This window comes from Paenibacillus sp. 102, from assembly GCF_039549175.1.
Classification (GTDB): domain Bacteria; phylum Bacillota; class Bacilli; order Bacillales; family Bacillaceae_G; genus Bacillus_A.
The window spans coordinates 80240-99503 of record NZ_JBCGHT010000017.1; the positions used below are offsets into that span (position 1 = coordinate 80240).

General features: G+C 36.3%; 14 protein-coding genes and 1 pseudogene. 9 read left to right on the forward strand and 6 right to left on the reverse strand.

Going from position 1 to position 19264, the window contains the following annotated elements; genetic code table 11:
• Window positions 1-8: 8 nt before the first annotated feature.
• Window positions 9-1199, reverse strand: coding sequence for an ornithine aminotransferase (rocD, locus tag AAIE21_RS24165; protein ID WP_343269096.1), 1191 nt, complete (start codon window positions 1197-1199; stop codon window positions 9-11).
• 150 nt (window positions 1200-1349) lie between these two features.
• On the opposite strand from rocD, the gene AAIE21_RS24170 reads away from it, so the two are divergent.
• Window positions 1350-1718 (forward strand): YisL family protein, encoded by a 369-nt coding sequence (locus tag AAIE21_RS24170; protein WP_343269097.1) that lies wholly within the window; start codon window positions 1350-1352, stop codon window positions 1716-1718.
• Window positions 1719-1858: 140 nt separating this feature from the next.
• On the opposite strand, the gene AAIE21_RS24175 is transcribed toward AAIE21_RS24170, so the two are convergent.
• Window positions 1859-2413, reverse strand: coding sequence for a DUF2777 domain-containing protein (locus AAIE21_RS24175; RefSeq protein ID WP_343269098.1), 555 nt, complete (start codon window positions 2411-2413; stop codon window positions 1859-1861).
• 293 nt (window positions 2414-2706) lie between these two features.
• Here AAIE21_RS24175 and asnB point away from each other — a divergent pair, with 293 nt between their 5' ends.
• Window positions 2707-4560: an asparagine synthase (glutamine-hydrolyzing) gene (asnB, locus tag AAIE21_RS24180; protein ID WP_343269099.1), complete on the forward strand. Its 1854-nt coding sequence runs from the start codon at window positions 2707-2709 to the stop codon at window positions 4558-4560.
• A gap of 40 nt (window positions 4561-4600) precedes the next feature.
• On the opposite strand, the gene AAIE21_RS24185 is transcribed toward asnB, so the two are convergent.
• A complete protein-coding gene (locus AAIE21_RS24185; RefSeq protein WP_343269100.1) occupies window positions 4601-7162 on the reverse strand; it encodes an Ig-like domain-containing protein in 2562 nt (853 codons plus the stop codon).
• Between the two features lie 448 nt (window positions 7163-7610).
• On the opposite strand from AAIE21_RS24185, the gene AAIE21_RS24190 reads away from it, so the two are divergent.
• Complete coding sequence (locus AAIE21_RS24190; protein ID WP_343269101.1) at window positions 7611-8723, forward strand: glucan-binding protein; 1113 nt, start codon at window positions 7611-7613, stop codon at window positions 8721-8723.
• A 188-nt stretch (window positions 8724-8911) separates the two neighbouring features.
• Here the strand turns inward: AAIE21_RS24190 and AAIE21_RS24195 are convergent, their stop codons facing one another.
• A complete protein-coding gene (locus AAIE21_RS24195) occupies window positions 8912-9709 on the reverse strand; it encodes a cell wall hydrolase (protein ID WP_343269102.1) in 798 nt (265 codons plus the stop codon).
• Window positions 9710-10423: 714 nt separating this feature from the next.
• On the opposite strand from AAIE21_RS24195, the gene AAIE21_RS24200 reads away from it, so the two are divergent.
• The 6 genes from AAIE21_RS24200 (at window position 10424) to AAIE21_RS24225 (ending at window position 18130) form a co-directional block, all read left to right on the forward strand.
• Window positions 10424-10717, forward strand: coding sequence for an RNA polymerase alpha subunit C-terminal domain-containing protein (locus AAIE21_RS24200; protein ID WP_343269103.1), 294 nt, complete (start codon window positions 10424-10426; stop codon window positions 10715-10717).
• Window positions 10718-11038: 321 nt separating this feature from the next.
• Window positions 11039-11998: a ferrochelatase gene (gene hemH / locus AAIE21_RS24205; protein WP_343269104.1), complete on the forward strand. Its 960-nt coding sequence runs from the start codon at window positions 11039-11041 to the stop codon at window positions 11996-11998.
• A 57-nt stretch (window positions 11999-12055) separates the two neighbouring features.
• Window positions 12056-13522 (forward strand): catalase KatB, encoded by a 1467-nt coding sequence (gene katB, locus AAIE21_RS24210; protein WP_343269105.1) that lies wholly within the window; start codon window positions 12056-12058, stop codon window positions 13520-13522.
• 430 nt (window positions 13523-13952) lie between these two features.
• Window positions 13953-15374: a flavin monoamine oxidase family protein gene (locus AAIE21_RS24215; protein WP_481858710.1), complete on the forward strand. Its 1422-nt coding sequence runs from the start codon at window positions 13953-13955 to the stop codon at window positions 15372-15374.
• 74 nt (window positions 15375-15448) lie between these two features.
• Window positions 15449-16396, forward strand: coding sequence for a nucleoside hydrolase (locus AAIE21_RS24220; RefSeq protein ID WP_343269106.1), 948 nt, complete (start codon window positions 15449-15451; stop codon window positions 16394-16396).
• A gap of 435 nt (window positions 16397-16831) precedes the next feature.
• The gene (locus AAIE21_RS24225; RefSeq protein WP_343269107.1) at window positions 16832-18130 is read left to right on the forward strand and encodes a cation:proton antiporter; all 1299 of its coding nucleotides are present in this window, start codon (window positions 16832-16834) and stop codon (window positions 18128-18130) included.
• Between the two features lie 340 nt (window positions 18131-18470).
• Here AAIE21_RS24225 and AAIE21_RS24230 read toward each other — a convergent pair.
• Together AAIE21_RS24230 and AAIE21_RS24235 are read right to left on the reverse strand one after the other, a co-directional pair.
• Window positions 18471-18792: pseudogene (locus AAIE21_RS24230) on the reverse strand (IS4 family transposase); the annotation flags it as partial.
• A gap of 285 nt (window positions 18793-19077) precedes the next feature.
• The coding region (locus tag AAIE21_RS24235) for a hypothetical protein (protein ID WP_343269108.1) at window positions 19078-19264 on the reverse strand (187 nt) is incomplete at its 5' end.

Below are 19264 nucleotides of genomic sequence, written 5' to 3' on the forward strand. Positions count from 1 at the left end.
TGTTTAAATTAAGATAATACCGCTTTAATTTTTTGGAATGCCCACTCTAAATCTTCTTCAGAGATTACAAGAGGTGGTGCAATGCGGATTACATTTTCGTGTGTTTCTTTACATAAAAGACCAGCTTCTTTTAATTTTTCGCAATATGGACGAGCAGGCTCGTTCAATTCGATGCCGATAAATAATCCTTTACCGCGGATTTCTGTAATCATTGGGTTATCAATTTCTTTTAATTGTCCTACTAATTTTTCTCCTAATTGAAGAGAGCGCTCTGTTAATTTTTCATCTTCTAATACTTCAAGAGCTGCGATAGAAACAGCACATGCAAGTGGGTTACCACCGAATGTAGAACCGTGAGAACCTGGCTCGAATACGCCTAAAATATCGCGGTTTGCAGCAACGCAAGAGATTGGGAATACACCGCCGCCAAGTGCTTTACCAAGTATGTACATGTCAGGAATTACATTGTCCCAATCACATGCAAATAATTTACCTGTACGACCTAAACCAGTTTGGATTTCGTCAGCTACAAATAAAACATTCTCTTCTTTACAGATATCATATGCTTCTTTTAAGAATCCAGCTGGTGGAATGTTAATACCTGCTTCACCTTGAATTGGTTCTAAAATAAATGCAGCTGTATTTGGGGTAATTGCTGCTTTTAATGCGTCTAAATCACCGTAAGGAATTACAACAATGCCAGGAAGCATTGGTCCGAAGCCGCGCTTGTATTCTTCGTTGGATGACATGGAAACAGCGCCCATTGTACGACCATGGAAGTTATCTTCACAAACGATAATTTCAGCTCTATTTGCTTCTACTTTTTTCACATCATATGCCCAGCGGCGTGCGGTTTTGATTGCGGTTTCAACAGCTTCCGCACCTGTATTCATTGGAAGTACCATATCTTTATGTGTTAATTTCGCAACTTTTTCGTACCAAGGACCTAATTGATCGCTATGGAAAGCACGAGAAGTTAACGTAACACGATTAGCTTGTTCGATTAACGCATTAATAATTTTCGGATGGCGATGTCCTTGGTTTACCGCAGAATATGCACTAAGTAAGTCCATATAGCGATTTCCTTCAGGATCTTCTACCCAAACACCTTCCGCTTTAGAAATAACGATTGGAAGCGGATGATAGTTATGTGCACCGTATGTGTCTGTTAGTTCGATAATATCTTTTGTTTGAATCATGATTGTTCCCCCTTTTGTTATTACAAGAAGTTTGTAAATACTCTAAATATTATATCATTTAAATTGGAAAAAGCGAAACATTTCCTAAAAAAGAAATGGTCGTGGTATCATATAAAATGAGAAAGTGTGAAAAAGAGGAGGTAGGGATTCATGACACACATGCATATTACAGCGTGGGCATTAGGGCTTATTTTATTCTTTGTGGCGTATTCGATGTATACGGCAGGGAGAAAAGGTAAAGGCGTACATATGGGGCTTCGTCTTATGTATATCGTCATCATTGTAACAGGTTTCTTACTGTATCAAGGCATTATGAAAACAGCAACAGGTGACATGCACATGTGGTATGGCCTAAAAATGTTAATTGGTGTTTGGGTTATTGCTGCAATGGAAATGATTCTTGTGAAAACAAGTAAAAACAAGAAAACAGGGGCATTCTGGGGTCAATTTATTATCGCACTTGTCGTTGTATTATATCTTGGATTACGATTACCAATCGGATTTTCGCCGTTTGCGTAAAAAGAAGCCATCTTATTTTTCTGTATAGAAGAATGAGGTGGTTTTTTGTTTCCTTTGACAAATTACAGTACAAAGAAATTGTAACAAAATAAAGAGAATCGCTTATCTATATTCAATGAGCGATTCTCTTTATTTTATTATTATGTAGCATCTACATGTAATTCCTCACCATTTGTTTTTATAAACTTAAATATATTCTTATTACAAGTGGAAGAACGAACGTAATGATGGTGCAGCGAGCAAATCATCTCTTCGTTATCAAATAAGAGAAGGTTTACACCTTCACAAGGCTCTTCTTTCGGTTGAAACGATAAGAAATTATGACAATAGATACAATCATATAAAGAATAATTGAATGACTGCAATGTTTCTGCAAATAATGAAAAAGTGGAATCAGGTAGTTCTTCTAACCATTCATGATAACTGAGTAGCAGTTTTTTACGAATTCGTATCATCTCACCATTTTGCAATGGATGATGTTCATTTGCGATTTGCAATATATCCTGTTCGTAGAATCTTGCCGGTAGCCAATTGTTGTTATATAAAACTTCAAATCCATCTTCAATAATATCATCAAGCAAAAATGCTTCATCATTTTCATCGTCAAAGAATATCCATTCATTGTTTATATATTCCACATTCCCAATTGTATGAGCACGTGGCTGGTTATACAAAATATGTTTGCGTTGTTTCATTCGTGATTTCTCCTTTTATCAAAGTACTTATTCTTGTTATGGACAGTTCAGGCATTCTTTATAACTATGGAACACCTAAAGAAAATTGGGCATAGAATAAAAACACGTTTCATACAGTGAAACTTCCATCAGTGGGGTGCTTTATCCCCCGCTGATGGTTAGTTGAACCAATCGGGCATTAACGTGCAGTTTCCCCGTTCAGCCTCTTTGGTCTATTCGGATTTTGAACGGGGATTACTGCACGTTAATGCGGGGTAAAGTTATACGGATATAAGATAGGAAGGATGATTGATATGTGCGGGATTACAGGATGGATTGATTATAAGCGGTCGTTAGAAGGTGAAAGAGAGACGGTTACGAAGATGGCAGAAACACTTGCGAAGAGGGGGCCAGATGATACGAATGTCTGGGTAAAAAGGCATGTTGCTTTCGGGCATAAACGGTTAATTGTAGTTGACCCTGAGGGCGGGAAACAGCCGATGACATGTAGGTGTATGAAAGAAGAAGAGAATTATACAATTTGCTATAACGGGGAGCTTTATAATACAGAAGATATTCGTAAAGAATTACTGCAAAGAGGCTATACGTTTAAAGGGCATTCTGATACAGAAGTGTTATTAGCATCTTATATAGAGTGGAAAGAAGAATGCGTCGATCATCTAAATGGGATATATGCATTTGCGGTTTGGGATGAGAAAAAAGAACAAGTATTTATTGCAAAGGATCGACTAGGGGTTAAACCATTATTTTACAAATATGATAATGGCAGATTATTATTTGCATCGGAGTTAAAAGCTATTTTAGCTCATCCAGATATAAAGACAGAAGTAACGACAGAAGGACTTTCAGAAGTATTTGGATTAGGACCGTCTCGAACACCTGGACATGGTATTTATGCAGGAATTCAGGAACTTCGTCCGGGGCACGCTCTTACATTTTCAAAAGATGGATTATGTATATGGCGCTATTGGAATGTTGAGAGTAAAAAACATGAACATTCATTTGAAGAGACTGTAGAACACACGCGCTTTTTACTCCAAGATGCGATTACAAGACAATTGGTTTCAGATGTACCATTATGTACATTTTTGTCAGGCGGGGTAGATTCAAGTGCCATTACTGCATTTGCAGCAAAGGCATATGAAAGAGAAGGAAAAGGGAAGTTACACACGTATTCGATTGATTACGAAGATAATGAGAAATATTTTAAAGCGAACGCTTTTCAGCCGAATTCGGATGCGCCATTTATTGATTTGATGACAGAAACATTTGGTACGATTCATCACCGCTGTGTGATTTCCAACGAACAGTTAGCCGAATATTTAACAGAAGCGGTACTCGTGCGTGATTTACCTGGTATGGCAGATATCGACTCTTCATTATTATGGTTTTGCCGAGAAATTAAACAAGATTTTGTCGTTGGTTTGTCGGGCGAATGTGCGGATGAAATCTTTGGCGGTTATCCGTGGTTTTATCGGGAAGATGATTTGCAATCAAGTGCATTTCCATGGATGCGTTCGACAGAGGCGCGTGAGCAACTTCTGAAAAAAGAATGGCGTAATAAATTAAACTTAAGGGAATATGTACAAAGGCGCTACGAAGAATCTATACAGGAAGTACCGATTTTAGAAGGAGAAAGTGCAATTGAAGCAAAAAGACGGCAACTATTTTATTTAAATATGGTTTGGTTTATGACAACATTATTAGACAGAAAAGATCGGATGAGTATGGGAGCGAGCTTAGAAGTACGTGTTCCGTTTGCAGATCATCGCCTTGTCGAATATGCGTGGAATATTCCTTGGGAAATGAAAATGTATAAAAACCGCGAAAAAGGTCTACTGCGTAAGGCATTAGAAGGGGTATTACCAAATGATATATTATATAGAAAGAAAAGTCCGTATCCGAAAACGCATAATCCGCATTACACAAAAGCAGTAACTGTGTGGTTAGAGGATTTACTAACAGATAAAAATTCTATTTTGCATGAGTTGTTTGATAAACAGCAATTACAAGGATTAATCCAATCAGGTGGGAGTGCATTTCAAACACCATGGTTTGGTCAGTTGATGACCGGACCGCAGCTATTGGCGCACTTAGCACAAATTCACGTTTGGTTTAAGGAGTATGGGGTGAATATTAAAGAATAGGGAAAAGCGGCTTACAATTATTGTGAGCCGCTTTTTTTCGTTATTTCACTTGAATATAAACATATTTATTATATTTTCCATCCTCCGTCGTTGCAGTTAAAACAACACGTCCAGGTTTCAATCCTTTTGCATAAGTTGCACCATTTTGATTTTCAAGTGTAACGATGCTCGAGTCGCTACTTTTCCATGTTATTTTTTTATTTGATGCATTCTCAGGAAGAACAGAAGCAGATACAGGTTTGGAATCTCCTTGTGTAAGTTGGAAAGATCGTTCATCTACTGTAATTCCTGTAACAGGTACATGATTTAGCCCAACAGTTACTTTACATGTTGCTACATATTCACCAGTAGCAGTTGTTACAGTGATTGTTGTTGTACCAGCTTTTTCAGCAGTGATAATTGCCTTGTCATCCGTTGCTTTTATTGTTGCGATAGTTGGATCATCACTCTTCCAAGTCAATTTTTTATTTGTAACATTAGGATCAATCTTTGCGGTAATTTCAAACGATTCTCCTTCTTTTAAGGCATGTTCGGACTCACTAAGTTTAATACTAGTTGAGAATGTTTCTAATAAATTTTCAGGCGCTTTTGCATCCCAAGTTGTTGGTTTATTTGAGCGAAGTGCTTGCGCTACAATCGCTGCTGTATCCATATTTGTCATTGGAGCAGTAATGGTTGTTTTAGCTGGAATTCCAGGACCATTTGCTGCCCAGAAAATCGTTTTTTCTTCAGGAGATTCTCCGCCGTGACCGTAGCCTTTCCCGCCGTGATCTGTCGTCATAATAATAAGGCTGTCTTCTAGTAAACCAGCGTCACGAATTGCATCTAATACGATACCTACATTTTTATCGGTTTTTTCAATTTGTTTCATATATGCCGGGCTTCCATAACCTTGAGAATGACCAGCGCCATCAATATCATCAAAATGAATGAATGTGACTTCCGTATCTTTTCCGTCCGTTTTAATATAATTTGCGATTTTTGGTGCCAACTGATCATCTCGAACAGACTCTAAGTGAGCGCCTACGGATTGTTCGATAATCCCTATATTAATTGGACTCCATGCAGAGAATGAAGCTGTTTTTACATATGGTCGTTCTTGTTTTAGTACTTTCATAAATGATGGATAAGGTGAGTTTTCAGGATACGCTTGGGACCCTGCGGTTGTATTATTGATATTTGTTTTATCAGGTGTTACCCCATGCAAGATTCCGCCCCAGTTTTGAGCGCTAATTGTTGGTGAAAGAGCTTGAGCGTTATAAGTGCTTGCGCTGCCCTCAATAAAACTTTTAATGTTAGGAGCATTCGCATCTTTGACGGCAATCCCAGCTCCGTCTAACCCAATAATAAAGACACGTTTGTACGGATAATTTGTAGATTGTTTTAGTCGTTCCTCAAGAGGGAGGGTATCTTTTTCATCAATTTTTCCGTCTCCATTTAAATCAGCGTGCTTAATTTCATTCCAGTTTTGACTATTTTCATCTGATCCGATGTATTGTTTTACAAAGTTTACATCACTTTGTTCAAGCAAGCCATCCCGTGTTACATCTAAAGAATTTGAAACAGTTAGTTCTGCATTTGCGACTTTTTTTCCGTCTTCAGAAAGAGCTTGAATTGTTGTTTTCCCTATGCTTTTTCCAATTACTTTTACTTTTCCATCTATCGTTTCAACGTCTGCGATGTCTTTATTGCTGCTTGTCCAAGTTACATTTTTATTTGTTGCATCGGACGGCTTGATGTCGGCTTTTACATATGTGTAACCATCAACGTTTAAATGAATAGTCGGTTGATCAATTGAAATGTCAGTAACAGAGATAGGAGGAGCAGACAGATACATCTTTTGAACATCTTCAGCTGTTACTGCCTTTTTTAGAATCGATACTTCATCTAATGCCGCATTGAAGTTATTGCCGAATAAGTTTCCTTTGCCATCGACACCGATTTTTGTTGTGTAATTCGTATCGATTGTACCTTTCATTTTACTAATATCAATTTGTTTTTCTAACTTGCCATCTTTATAAATCGTTGCATATCCATTACGATCATGAGAAATCACAATATGATGCCAAGCATTATCAGCAACATTTGGGATAGAAGCATCAAGACGAGAGCTGCCAGATGTTTTGAAATTCCAAAGGAGAGCTTTATCCTTTAAACCGATAAACCAACCTAAGTTCCCGCCGCTTTGCCAATCTTTATTTGAAATGATAGCAGGATCAGCGTTTACACCTGAAGAGTTCACCCAAAAGGCTACTGTGAAATTTGTACTTTCTCCAAATTTTAATTGCGTTGTATCCCCTAAGTCGATGTAAGAAGCGTTTTTCTGTGATGTTGATTTGAAGTTGAGAGCTTTATTTACGCGCCCATCTGTAAAAGAAGGGCTTCCATTTTTATATGAAATACTATGATTGGAAGCGGAACTATCATTTAGATTTTCTTCAAATGATAGCTTCATAATTTCCTCAGAAAGGTGTTCTTGTTGCGCTTGCATTGCTTGATTAGGTGCTTCTGCTAAAACGTTAAATGGAATTGTAGTGGATAGGATTGTACTCATTGTAAGGGTAGAAATCAGTGCTGCTTTTTTAATAAAAGGCTGTTTCATTATAATTCCTCCTCATATGCTTGTTAGAATTCAACGGTTATCCGTTTGCTTTTCTAAGTTACATAGTAAAGTGCAAATTTTGAGGAATCATAACTGCAATATTGAGAATTTTTTAAGGTGATGTGAAGTTCCACAGTTATTGGGAGAACATATATTTATCAAATTAAGAATTATTTTCATTTGACAAATTTGTGGCAGGGTAGATTTAGAGAATGTTAATTCTCTATCTATTTTTAATCACCTAAAACATAGCGTCTGTAAAGGTTTATTAAAATGAAAGTGTAACGAAAAGATAACTTTGATTACCATTAAACGATTTTTATTTCGTGATAATTAAAAATATTTCATTTTTGTTACAAAAATGTATTGATTATATTAAAACATCGTAATATAATTCTGGTTGTGGAAATAAAATCTAAAATTATTCATTATTTGGGGGATATGGAAAATGAAGAAAACCATTTTACCAGTTTTAATGTCTGCAATGTTTGTAGTTCCTGCAGTATCTCATGCTGAAAACCAAGAAGCTGTAAAACAACTTGCTCCAAAAGCAGAACAGGCAATGCAGAAAACAGGTTGGGTAAAAGAGGGGAATACATGGTATTTCTATGATCAAAATGGCGTGAAGAAAACAGGTTGGTTAAGTGATGGGGGAAAATGGTACTACTTTGATGGAAACGGAAAAATGAAAACGGGTTATATTGTAGATCAATATGAAGGTTACTTACTAGGAGCAGACGGTGCGATGTATGCCGATAAAGGTTGGGTTCAGTATGGTGGAAAGTGGTATTATGTACATCAAGGTGGAAAGCTACACCACGGATTACTTGAATATAATGGGAAAACTTATTTTTTAAATCCAGATAATGGGGAAACGTTTACGAAAGCTTGGATTGGAGAATATCGTACAGGTAACTATTTTCTCGAAGATGGATCCATGGCAATAGGTTGGACTTTAATTGATAATAAGTGGTACTACTTTAATGATAAGGGGCTTAGTTATAATGGTTGGCTAAACTATAAAGGAAGCTGGTACTACTTTATTGGTGGTAAGATGCAAACAGGTTGGATTGAAGATAATGGGAATTGGTACTATATGAACGCAGACGGAACGATGAAAACAGGGTGGTTAAAAGATAAGGGTACGTGGTACTACTTAAATGCAAATGGCACAATGAAAAGCACAGCAAATGGGTGGAACGAAGGTTGGTTAGATGAAGGAGGAAAGCGTTACATCTTTGATGACAGTGGTGCTATGCGGACAGGGAAATTAGCTGAAGGCGGTACTAGTTGGCACTTTAATTCAGATGGCTCAATGGTAACAGGATGGAAACAACTAGACGGTGAATGGTATTACTTTGATGATGAAACTGGTGCAAATAAGCAAGGATGGTTTAGTTATAATGGAAAGTGGTATTACTTTTTTGATGTGATGCAAACAGGATGGCTACAAGAAAATGGTGAATGGTATTATTTACAGTCTAGCGGTGCAATGGCAACAGGTAAACATTTCATTGATGGAAAATGGTATTCATTCAAAGATAATGGCGCTATGATGTAACGAAAGTTTTTTATGAGTATGTAGGATACTAGATACATATTTTAAGAGATTTTTACAATGAAAGAAGACACTCTCACAAGTGTCTTCTTTATTCTTTTCTATGAATCTATAGAAAAGAAATAAAAAGGGACAGACCTTCCAAGGAAAGAGATCTGTCCGAGAGTAAATATAGTGAATGAATCAATTCCTCATTTAGCAAACACATGATTACCGATTACTGCAACGGTTTGACGCGTGGTAATCCATTTGTCAGTAGAAGTTTTTGGGTTATAGAAATAAAGCCAATCAGAATTACTTCCTTTCGTAGAGATTGCTTCCTCTACTGCCATTCTTGCTTCATGGGTTGCTGGTTGATTAATCCTTCCATCTGTAACTGGAGTAAAGGAATAGCCATATTTAATAGGTTCATAAATTACATCGGTAATTGTATTTGGAAATTCTGTTGAATTAACGCGATTTAATATAACTTTTGCCACTGCAACTTTCCCAGCGTAAGGCTCTCCTCCGGCTTCGGCAGTAACCAAACGAGCCATTAAGTCCATTTCTTGTTCTGAAATGCCTGTCGTAATGATTAAGTGTTGACCTGCATAAATTCGGTCACCGTTTGTATGGTTAGCTTGTTTAATTGCTTGTATGGATACATTGTATCGTTTTGCGATAGCTCCTAATGTATCTCCTCGTTGAACCTGATAAACAGCTTGAGCTGAATGATTGGAAGCTGCTACATCTTTTTGCGGTGTAGATTCGCTTGATGAAGGCGAGGCTGGAATGGTTAACTGTTCTCCAATATAAATTCGATCATTCGTCTTATGATTTGCTTGTTTCATTGCCTGAACTGAAACGCCATATTGGTTACTAACATCCCAGAGAGTGTCATTCTTTTTAACAGTATAAATCGTTGCGGCATCGGCCGTTCCTTGATTAGATACAAGTGTAATTGTTGCAGCAGATATAGGCAGCAAATGTTTCATCTTATGTAACTTCATTTGAAAAAAACCTCCTGAAAATCGTTGAGATATCCTTATTTTGAATATAAATTCATAAACTAGTATAATTATTGCTAATTTATGGTTAAGTCATTTATATACTAACAAATTGAAAGAGTATCGTCATTAATTGTATATCAATATTTAAACGATATACTTGAAGTCGAATATTGCAATGGAATTATATACCACTAATTATTTTTATACATCTTTCATTCATTTTATTGTGATTTTATAATATTAAACTTAGTAAGTCTTACACCATAAGCTTTCGTAGCTGCACCTAAGGAAAGATGCAATATATGCGGAAACTTTGTGTCTCTATTCATTAATCCGCCGCTTTGACGATTGGTCGTCTTGTATAAGGGCGCTACCGGACTTTTATATTGTTGTATTCTTTTGTTGAACGAGAGGAACTGTTTTTATTAGGTCAGAAATAGTAGAATCCCCCATCTCAAGATTATGTAGAGGTGGGGATCAACTGTCCGTAAAAGCCCAATTGGTGAGGGTTAATAATCAGTGAAGGGGGAGGACCCCCCACTGATTAAAGTTTCACTTTATGTTAAAATCAAATAGCAATCGTGCGATAAGGGGATAGTGAAGCGCACATCAAAGTATAAATATCAAACTTGGAAAAATTAAACAAATCAATCTTCGATAGTTAGTAGGGTGTTGAAAGGGAAAATAAGTTCAACAGAAAGGAGACATTTTAATATGACGATTTCAGAAAAAAATGTAAGGATTTGCGATAAAGGGCACAAATATTATAAAAGTAGCGATTGTCCAACCTGTCCGATTTGTGAGCAAGAACGCAAACCTGATCATGGATTTCTTTCTTTACTATCGGCACCAGCAAGAAGAGCGTTTGAACACAATGGAATTACTTCTTTGCAACAACTATCAACATATAGTGAAAAAGAGATTTTGCGATTTCATGGTATGGGACCAGCATCTTTACCTAAACTGAGAACTGCTTTGCAGGAAAATGGGTTATCATTCAAAAATTAAATATCAAGAACGATTATACTTACGGAAATGTAAGATAGTGAAATAAGACATATGAGTAAAACGCCTGGATTTAGTTAAATCCAGGCGTTTTTGTATGAGTAGTATGCACCGATAGCACTCCTGTATCATATTCGTCTTATATAGATCGAAGCAAACCAGAATATGAAAAGGTATTAAATAAATTGTCAAATAAAATTCATAATCATATTATAAAAAATACTTATTTAGAATTATTATTTTGACGTACTCATTATCAATTGTTATACTGGAAACAAATGTTCTTGAAAAAGATTCTCATTTCTGATATTGAGGTGAATATAGATGAATAAGAAGAAAATAGGTTTACTTGTGATGGCGTATGGAACGCCAGAGTCATTAGAAGGTGTGGAGGCATATTATACGCATATACGTCACGGTCGTAAGCCATCTCAAGAAGCACTTGATGATTTAGTGGAGCGCTATAAAGCGATTGGTGGCATTTCACCGCTTGCGAAGATTACAAAGGAGCAAGCTAGAAAGTTAACAAATGAGTTAAATAAGTGTTTTTCAGAATTTGAATTTGTATGCTATTTAGGATTAAAGCATATCGCACCTTTTATTGAAGATGCAGTAGAAGAAATGAAACAAGACGGTATTGAGGAAGCAATTAGTATTGTGTTAGCACCTCATTATTCAACGTTTAGTATTAAAGCGTACAACGAACGTGCCCGAAAGGTTTCTGAGAGTATAAATGGTCCCGTTATAGAACCAATTGAACAATGGTACGACGAACCAAAATTTATTGCTTATTGGGCAAATGAAATCAAAGAAACATTTACTAGAATTGCAGATAGGGAGAAAGCTGTTGTCATTTTTTCAGCGCATAGTTTACCAGAAAAAATTATTGCGGCGGGAGACCCATATGTGAAACAACTGCAGCATACAGCAGATTTAATTGCTAAGGTAGCAGGTACCCAGCATTATACAATCGGCTGGCAAAGTGCAGGAAATACACGGGATCCATGGATTGGACCGGATGTACAAGATGTAACGAAAGATTTATATGAAAAGCATGGTTATGAATCTTTTGTATACTGTCCTGTCGGATTTGTAGCAGAACATTTAGAAGTGCTGTATGACAATGATTATGAGTGTAAAGTTGTGACAGATGAATTAGGTGTATCCTATTTCAGACCAGCTATGCCGAATGCACAAGACTCATTTATTGATTGTTTAGTAGAAATTGTTTCCAAAAAAGTGAATGAAATAATTGACAAAAAAGCAATTTTGAACAATAATTAATTTATAATAATTTTAAATAAGTAATTATTATCATAAAATAATAGGAGGTTCCCCCTGATGAATCCAAATAATCGCTTAACAACAAACCAAGGTGCTCCAGTAGGAGATAACCAAAATTCGCGTACAGCTGGTCGCCGTGGACCGGTATTATTAGAAGATTATCATTTAGTAGAAAAGCTTGCTCATTTTGATCGCGAACGTATTCCAGAGCGTGTCGTACATGCGCGTGGTGCAGGTGCTCATGGTGTTTTCGTAACCAAAAATAGTATGAAAACATATACGAAAGCAGCATTTTTGCAAAACGCGGGAACAGAAACGCCTGTATTTGTTCGTTTTTCAACAGTTATTCATGGTCAAGGTTCTCCAGAAACAGCTCGTGACCCACGCGGATTCGCTGTGAAGTTTTATACAGAAGAAGGAAACTATGATATCGTTGGTAATCATTTACCTGTTTTCTTCATTCGTGATGCAATTAAATTCCCCGATATGGTACATTCTTTAAAACCAGCACCAGATACAAATATTCAAACGCCAGATCGTTACTGGGACTTCATGACATTGTCTCCAGAGTCTACACATATGATGACATGGGTATTCTCAGATTACGGTACGCCAGCAAACTATCGTCAAATGGAAGGATTCGGAGTACATTCATTTAAATGGATCAATGCAGAAGGAAAAATTGTTTACATTAAATATCATTGGAAACCACAACAAGGTGTTCGTAACTTAAATGCAAAAGAAGTAGAACAAGTACAAGGAAAAGACTTCAACCATGCAACTCGTGACTTATTTGATGCGATTGAAAAAGGAAATTATCCAAAATGGGATCTTCACGTACAAGTGATGCAATTAGATGAAACGGATTCTTTAGACTTTGATCCGTTAGATCCGACAAAAGTATGGCCAGAGGATCGCTTCCCATTAATGGAAGTAGGAACAATGACATTGAATCGTAACCCGCAAAACTTCTTTGCGGAAGTAGAGCAAGTAGCGTTTACTCCGAGTGCGACTGTACCTGGTATTGAACCATCTGAAGATAAATTATTACAAGGACGTTTATTCTCTTATCCAGATACACAGCGTTACCGTCTTGGTGCGAACTACTTACAAATTCCAGTAAACTGCCCATATGCAGCTGTTCGTAACCAACAACGTGATGGTGCCATGCAAATGAATCAACAACCATCAACAATTAACTACGAGCCAAGTCGTCATGCGGAAAACCCAGTTGAAGATCCAGCGTACCGTGATTCAACTATGAAGCTTGAAGGCTATGTATCTCGTGAAAAAATTGATAAACCAAACGACTTCAAGCAAGCGGGTGAGCGTTACCGTTCATTCTCTAAAGAAGAACAAGATAACTTAATTGCCAACTTAACAAACGACTTAAAAGATGTGCATGAGCAAACAAAATTACTTGCGATTTGCAACTTCTTCCGTGCGGATCGTGATTACGGTATGCGTTTAGCGAAAGCGTTAAATGTTGATATTTCAGCGTATGTAGGGAAACCTGCGAAGTAATAACAGTCTTCATTCTTAAATGAAACAAACAACATAAAACATACCTTTTTAGGTAGGAGAGAGGATTTGACCGTGCGTAGAAGCCGTCAAATCCTTTTTTCTACCCTATGCCAAGTTAAAAGAAAGTGAGAAAACGAGAGTAGATCATCTTGTAGCGGTGATTTATATAGGTATGTCTACGAATAGAATGAATAAAAACGACAACTGATTTTCAGGCACTTTGTATTTAAAAATATCTATAAAAACTTTATTTTTTGTTACATCTTTTACTGTCTAAATTTTAATTGAAATATCGATTTTAATGGTAAATATATACATATATGTTAAAAATACATAGGCATCTGTACAAAGGAATATAATGCAAGGAATACTTTTGCAGAGGAGAGAAGAGATGCCTAAAAATATGAACAATCAATTAACAACTGAGCAAATGATTAATATTATTAGAAATGGTCTTATAAATTCGCAATCTCCTAAACATATTATTATTGTTGGTGCAGGAATGGCTGGACTTGTTGCAGCATCTTTATTAAAGGACACTGGACATAAAGTCACTATTCTAGAAGCAGATGATAGAATAGGGGGACGTGTTTATACTTTGCGCTCCCCTTTTAGTGATGGGTTATTTTTTAACGCAGGGCCAATGCGCATTCCTGATGTACATTCTTTAACATTAGAGTATATTAAAAAGTTCGCATTGCCTACGAACCTATTTATTAATCGAACTCCGATGGATATCATTTACGCAAATGGCATCAAAACGCGTCTTGATATGTTTGAACGTAATCCAAGTATTTTAAAATATCCAGTTGCTCCAAATGAAAAAGGGAAAACGGCTGAAGATCTAATGCTTTCAGTACTACAACCGATCATTAATTTCATTAAACAAGATCCAACAAGAAATTGGGCTATTGTAGAAAAACAATATAAAAAATATTCATTAGGTTTTTTCTTAAACTCATATTTTTCAAACGGTGCAATTGATATGATTGGTGTACTTCTTGATATGGAAGCATTTATGGGGATGTCTTTAGTTGAAGTATTACGAGAAATGGCATTCTTCACATCAACCACTCGTTTCTATGAGATAACAGGCGGTATGGATCTATTACCGCGGGCATTTCTACCACAACTAAAAGAAGATATTCTGTTCCATCAAAAAATGATAAAAATTGTCCAATCCCAAAACAGTGTAACCATCCATTCCATTCATCAAAAAACCTCAGAGCATTTCACAATAACAGGTGATCTTACTATAGTGACTATACCCTTTTCAACATTGCGATTTGTAAAAGTCGAACCATACGATTCTTTTTCCTATTATAAACGAAGAGCAATTCGCGAACTCAACTATATGTCCGCAACCAAAATTGCAATCGAGTTTAAAAGCAGATTTTGGGAAAGAGAAGGTCAATATGGTGGTAGATCTATCACTGACCTCCCAATTCGATTTACGTATTTCCCAAGCTACGGGATTGGTACAACAGGACCTGCTGTGGTTCTGGCTAGTTATACATGGGCGGATGAAGCTTTAATATGGGATAGTTTATCTGAAAAAGAGCGTATTCAATATGCGTTAATGAACTTGGCAGAAATTTATGGAAACCAGGTTTATTTTGAGTTCATATCAGGATCTTCCTTTAGCTGGAGTCAAAACCCTTATTCTGCTGGATCTTTCACGGCTTTTGAACCGGGACAGGAATTAGAATTATACCCTTATATTCATACACCTGAAGGGAAAGTGCACTTTGCTGGTGAACATACGACGCTTACCCATGGGTGGATGCAAGGAGGGATTGAATCGGGGATTCGGGTTGCGTATGAAGTGAATAATTTGCCGAACGTACCATAACTTGGATCATCGGTAGTTGAAAAAGTTTTTGTAAGTGATAAAGAAATAAGTGCAAAACCTAAAGAGGTGAATAAATGGGGAAGAAAGTTTTATTCTTTGGTGATATAGGAATTGATGATGCTATAGCACTTATATTTACATACTTAACCGACAAAATTGATATTGTTGGGATTGTTGCCGACTATGGTAATGTATCCCGTGAAATTGCGGCCCGAAATGTTCGATATTTAGCAGGGAAAATTGGAAAAATGGATATTAAAATTATGGGCGGTGCACAAAGATCAATGACTGGAGAAGTTCCAGTCTATTACCCTGAAATTCATGGCTTTCATGGATTAGGTCCAATCGTTCCTCCTTCAGACATACCGGCTGAAGAATTAGAAAATTTCTTTGGAGTTATAGAGATTATTGAAAGATATAAAGAGGAAATTATTATTGTGAATACTGGAAGGTTAACTTCGCTTGCTACGATGTTTATTCTGTATGGAGATTTAATGAAACAAATAAAATCCTATTATATTATGGGGGGAGCTTTTTTGTATCCTGGAAATGTCACTCCTGTATCGGAAGCAAATTTTTATGGAGATCCGGTTGCAGCTAATCTAGTATTTAAGTATGCAAAAAATGTGTCTATCTATCCTCTAAATGTGACGCAAAGAGCGATCGTTACGCCTGAAATGGTGAATTATATTCATTCCAAAGGAAAAACAGATTTAGTGAAACCTTTGCTAGACTATTATTATGATTTTTACAAGAAACGGGTGCCAAATATTCAAGGAAGTCCAGTTCATGACATTCTGCCATTAATGGGGATTATGTATGACGATATGTTTACCTATTATGAATCTCAAATTTTAATCGCTGAAAACGGTACAGCTCGTGGACAAAGTGTTGGGGATTTTCGAAACTTCTTTACTCCTGAAAATTTAGATAATCGTCCCAGGCAGCGTGTTGCTGTAAATTTTGATTATAACAAGTTTTTTAAAGAATTTATGACTGTAATGACAAAAGAGCAATTTTAAAATAAAAACTAAACATAATACGAATGTGGTATAAGGTATCTATTTTTATATTGCTGATACAGTGTTACCGTATGAAAACAAAAATAATTCTTTCATATGAAAAAATTGCTTTCCAAACACTCTAGAAGAATTGAAGTTTTTATCCCTACAAAATATAAAAAATGATAAAAATAAGAAAATAGCCCTTCACCTGACCAAAAAGGGTCAGGTGAAGGGCTATTTTTTTCATGTTTTGGCAGGCTGCGGTGAGATAAGCCTGCATTTGATCGGAACCGAGCGGCAAACTTCCGGTCTGAGGAACACGAACTTTATATGAGGCTAGGTATCACTGATGGACTTTGTATTATTTTATCAAATTGTACTCATGCCTTTACATACTTCCACCTATTTACATAATATATATATATATATATATTTATAGAAAGGAGGATATCTTTGTTTAGTATACAGAGTGTAGATGTCGCTCATTTTTTATTTACCATGGGCTGCCTATTAGCTTTAGCTCACCTATTGGGTTTTTTAGCAGAACGTTTGATGATTCCTCGAGTTATCGGTGAAATATCGGCAGGTCTTGTTCTTGGACCAACATTGTTAGGCTATTTTTTCCCTGACACTTTCCAATGGATGTTTTTAGGTTTCGATGGAGAAGGTAAGTTATTTGGAATTCTTTATCAAATTGGCTTGCTTATGCTCATGTTTAGTTCAGGGTTAAAATTCCAGACAAAATTTAATAAAGAAGATTTTAAAATTACTTCTGCATTAGTTGTGGGGGCAACCATTCCAGCATTTATTGTAGGTTGGTTTGCTGCTGATCTATTAAATGTTACTTCCTACATGGGAAGCGCAAACAGTCCGCTTGCAATCAAGATTGTTATCGCTGTATCTATAGCGGTTACATCCATACCCGTTATATCAAAAATATTTAACGACTTAGGAATCATGCGCACTAGATTTGCCAAAATAGTTCTTGCATGTGCTGGTATACACGATATTATTCTATGGGTGGCTTTAGGATATGCAACAGCAATAGCAAGCCAAGAAGGTATTGTTACATTTAGTTTAGGACTCAAAACGACATTAATAAACCTTAGCTTTATTATCGGAGTACTTTTAACTGCACACTTTTTATTTAATCGCTTCACATTTTTTAAAAATAATTTCCTTTTTAAAGCATCACATCTTGGATATTTCTTATTCACCATGTTCATGTTAGCATCACTTGCAGGGTACCTTCATGTAGAGACCATTTTTGGAGCTCTTCTCGCTGGAATTATGATTAAACTGTCCATTCCAACAGATGAAGTGGATAAAGTTGAATATATTGTTTCAAAAGTTGGTTTTTCTTGGTTTATTCCATTATATTTTGCGATTGTTGGGCTACAATTAGATCTTATTAAACACTTTAATCCATTTTATTTCCTCGGTTTTCTTTTATTTGCTTGTTTCGTACAAACTCTATCTGTTTATCTAACATCAAGGATGATCAAGCAGGATCCTTTAACTAGTCTCAATCTTGCAATAGCCATCAATGACCGTGGAGGTCCAGGAATTGTCCTCGCTTCTATTGCATATTCAACAGGGATTATCAATCAGGAGTTTTTTGCCGTACTCGTTATGTTAGCATTAATGACCTCATTCTTACCTGGTGTTTGGTTCCGTATCGTTCTAAAAAAGAAATGGAGACTAATGCCAGGAGATGAGAATTTAGTTCCAGATCGAAATGAAGATGATTAATAATAAATTCTTTTAGAATAATTTCTAAAATTGCGAAAGGACCATAATTTCCGAAGTTTACCAACTAATACAAGGACGTTATAACAACGGGTGGTTCTATAATAAATCAGATTGATGATCAAGAAAAGTAGATAATCTGAGGGGGAAGGTAACTTCTGGACTTATTCTACTTTTCTTAATAATAATCACATTATTTTAGTTACACCGATTGTAAGATATACAACAATGATGTAGAGCTATATTTCTTATTTCTTTATTTTCCATATCATCCTCAATCTGCGAATCGTTGCCCTACCCGGATAATGCGGATAAATATTATAGTCAACAACCATTGCTTGAAACAGAGTTTTTGTGTGAGAAGAGAAGTAAAGACTTCTCGAAGAAATGCGACAGCTGCTGGATTAAAGTATTGATTCAATCCGTCTGGGCTCATTAGTACCCCAGTGGAAGTTTCTAACCGACTGCACAATTGTGTAAGTGATGTGTTAGCGATTTCCGGACTGAGCCATACGCAAAGGGCAATGAGTTCGTTTGCTTGATATTTACTAGATCGCTGTACAAAGCCAACTTGTCTGGCGATGTCTTGTAGGACTACTGGAGATAGAAAGCGTTGTAATTCTTGTGAGAATAGATGGAATTCTTGCAGAAAGCAAGAGGTCCATAAAAAAACGTCATCCTTTTCGAGTATTTTACTGAAAGAATAACGTTTTTTTTATTTTTTTGGAAACTTGTTTCGTTAGCTTGATGGGCATGTTGTGGCACCTATTTAAGGGAAAATATGGATGAATTCTAATAAATACTATATAATAATAAATGGGAGGGGATAAAATTGCTAGATCAAATCACTTGGGGAACGCCAGCCAGCTTATTATGCTTAGGATTCTTTTTTGCAGGGGTAGGAATCTTCTTAAGAAGTATTACGTCATATACGAAAAATAAATAAAAGTTCAAAAAACAAAAAAATTTCCGTTTAGGGGATACTTTAAAATCTTAGGTTGATGGGCGATGGGGTACCACCCCACATCCATCAACTTAAGGTATATTTTCATACAAAATGCGGTCTTTTCATATAGTTTATTATTATCTTTTATAGATTTTATAAAAGTGGGCATATCAAATAAACCCTGACGGGTT

Coding starts and splice junctions, on each gene's coding strand:
- rocD (WP_343269096.1), bottom strand. CDS start 1,199: ATGATTCAAACAAAAGATATTATCGAACTAACAGACACATACGGTGCA.
- AAIE21_RS24170 (WP_343269097.1), top strand. CDS start 1,350: ATGACACACATGCATATTACAGCGTGGGCATTAGGGCTTATTTTATTC.
- AAIE21_RS24175 (WP_343269098.1), bottom strand. CDS start 2,413: ATGAAACAACGCAAACATATTTTGTATAACCAGCCACGTGCTCATACA.
- asnB (WP_343269099.1), top strand. CDS start 2,707: ATGTGCGGGATTACAGGATGGATTGATTATAAGCGGTCGTTAGAAGGT.
- AAIE21_RS24185 (WP_343269100.1), bottom strand. CDS start 7,162: ATGAAACAGCCTTTTATTAAAAAAGCAGCACTGATTTCTACCCTTACA.
- AAIE21_RS24190 (WP_343269101.1), top strand. CDS start 7,611: ATGAAGAAAACCATTTTACCAGTTTTAATGTCTGCAATGTTTGTAGTT.
- AAIE21_RS24195 (WP_343269102.1), bottom strand. CDS start 9,709: ATGAAGTTACATAAGATGAAACATTTGCTGCCTATATCTGCTGCAACA.
- AAIE21_RS24200 (WP_343269103.1), top strand. CDS start 10,424: ATGACGATTTCAGAAAAAAATGTAAGGATTTGCGATAAAGGGCACAAA.
- hemH (WP_343269104.1), top strand. CDS start 11,039: ATGAATAAGAAGAAAATAGGTTTACTTGTGATGGCGTATGGAACGCCA.
- katB (WP_343269105.1), top strand. CDS start 12,056: ATGAATCCAAATAATCGCTTAACAACAAACCAAGGTGCTCCAGTAGGA.
- AAIE21_RS24215 (WP_481858710.1), top strand. CDS start 13,953: ATGATTAATATTATTAGAAATGGTCTTATAAATTCGCAATCTCCTAAA.
- AAIE21_RS24220 (WP_343269106.1), top strand. CDS start 15,449: ATGGGGAAGAAAGTTTTATTCTTTGGTGATATAGGAATTGATGATGCT.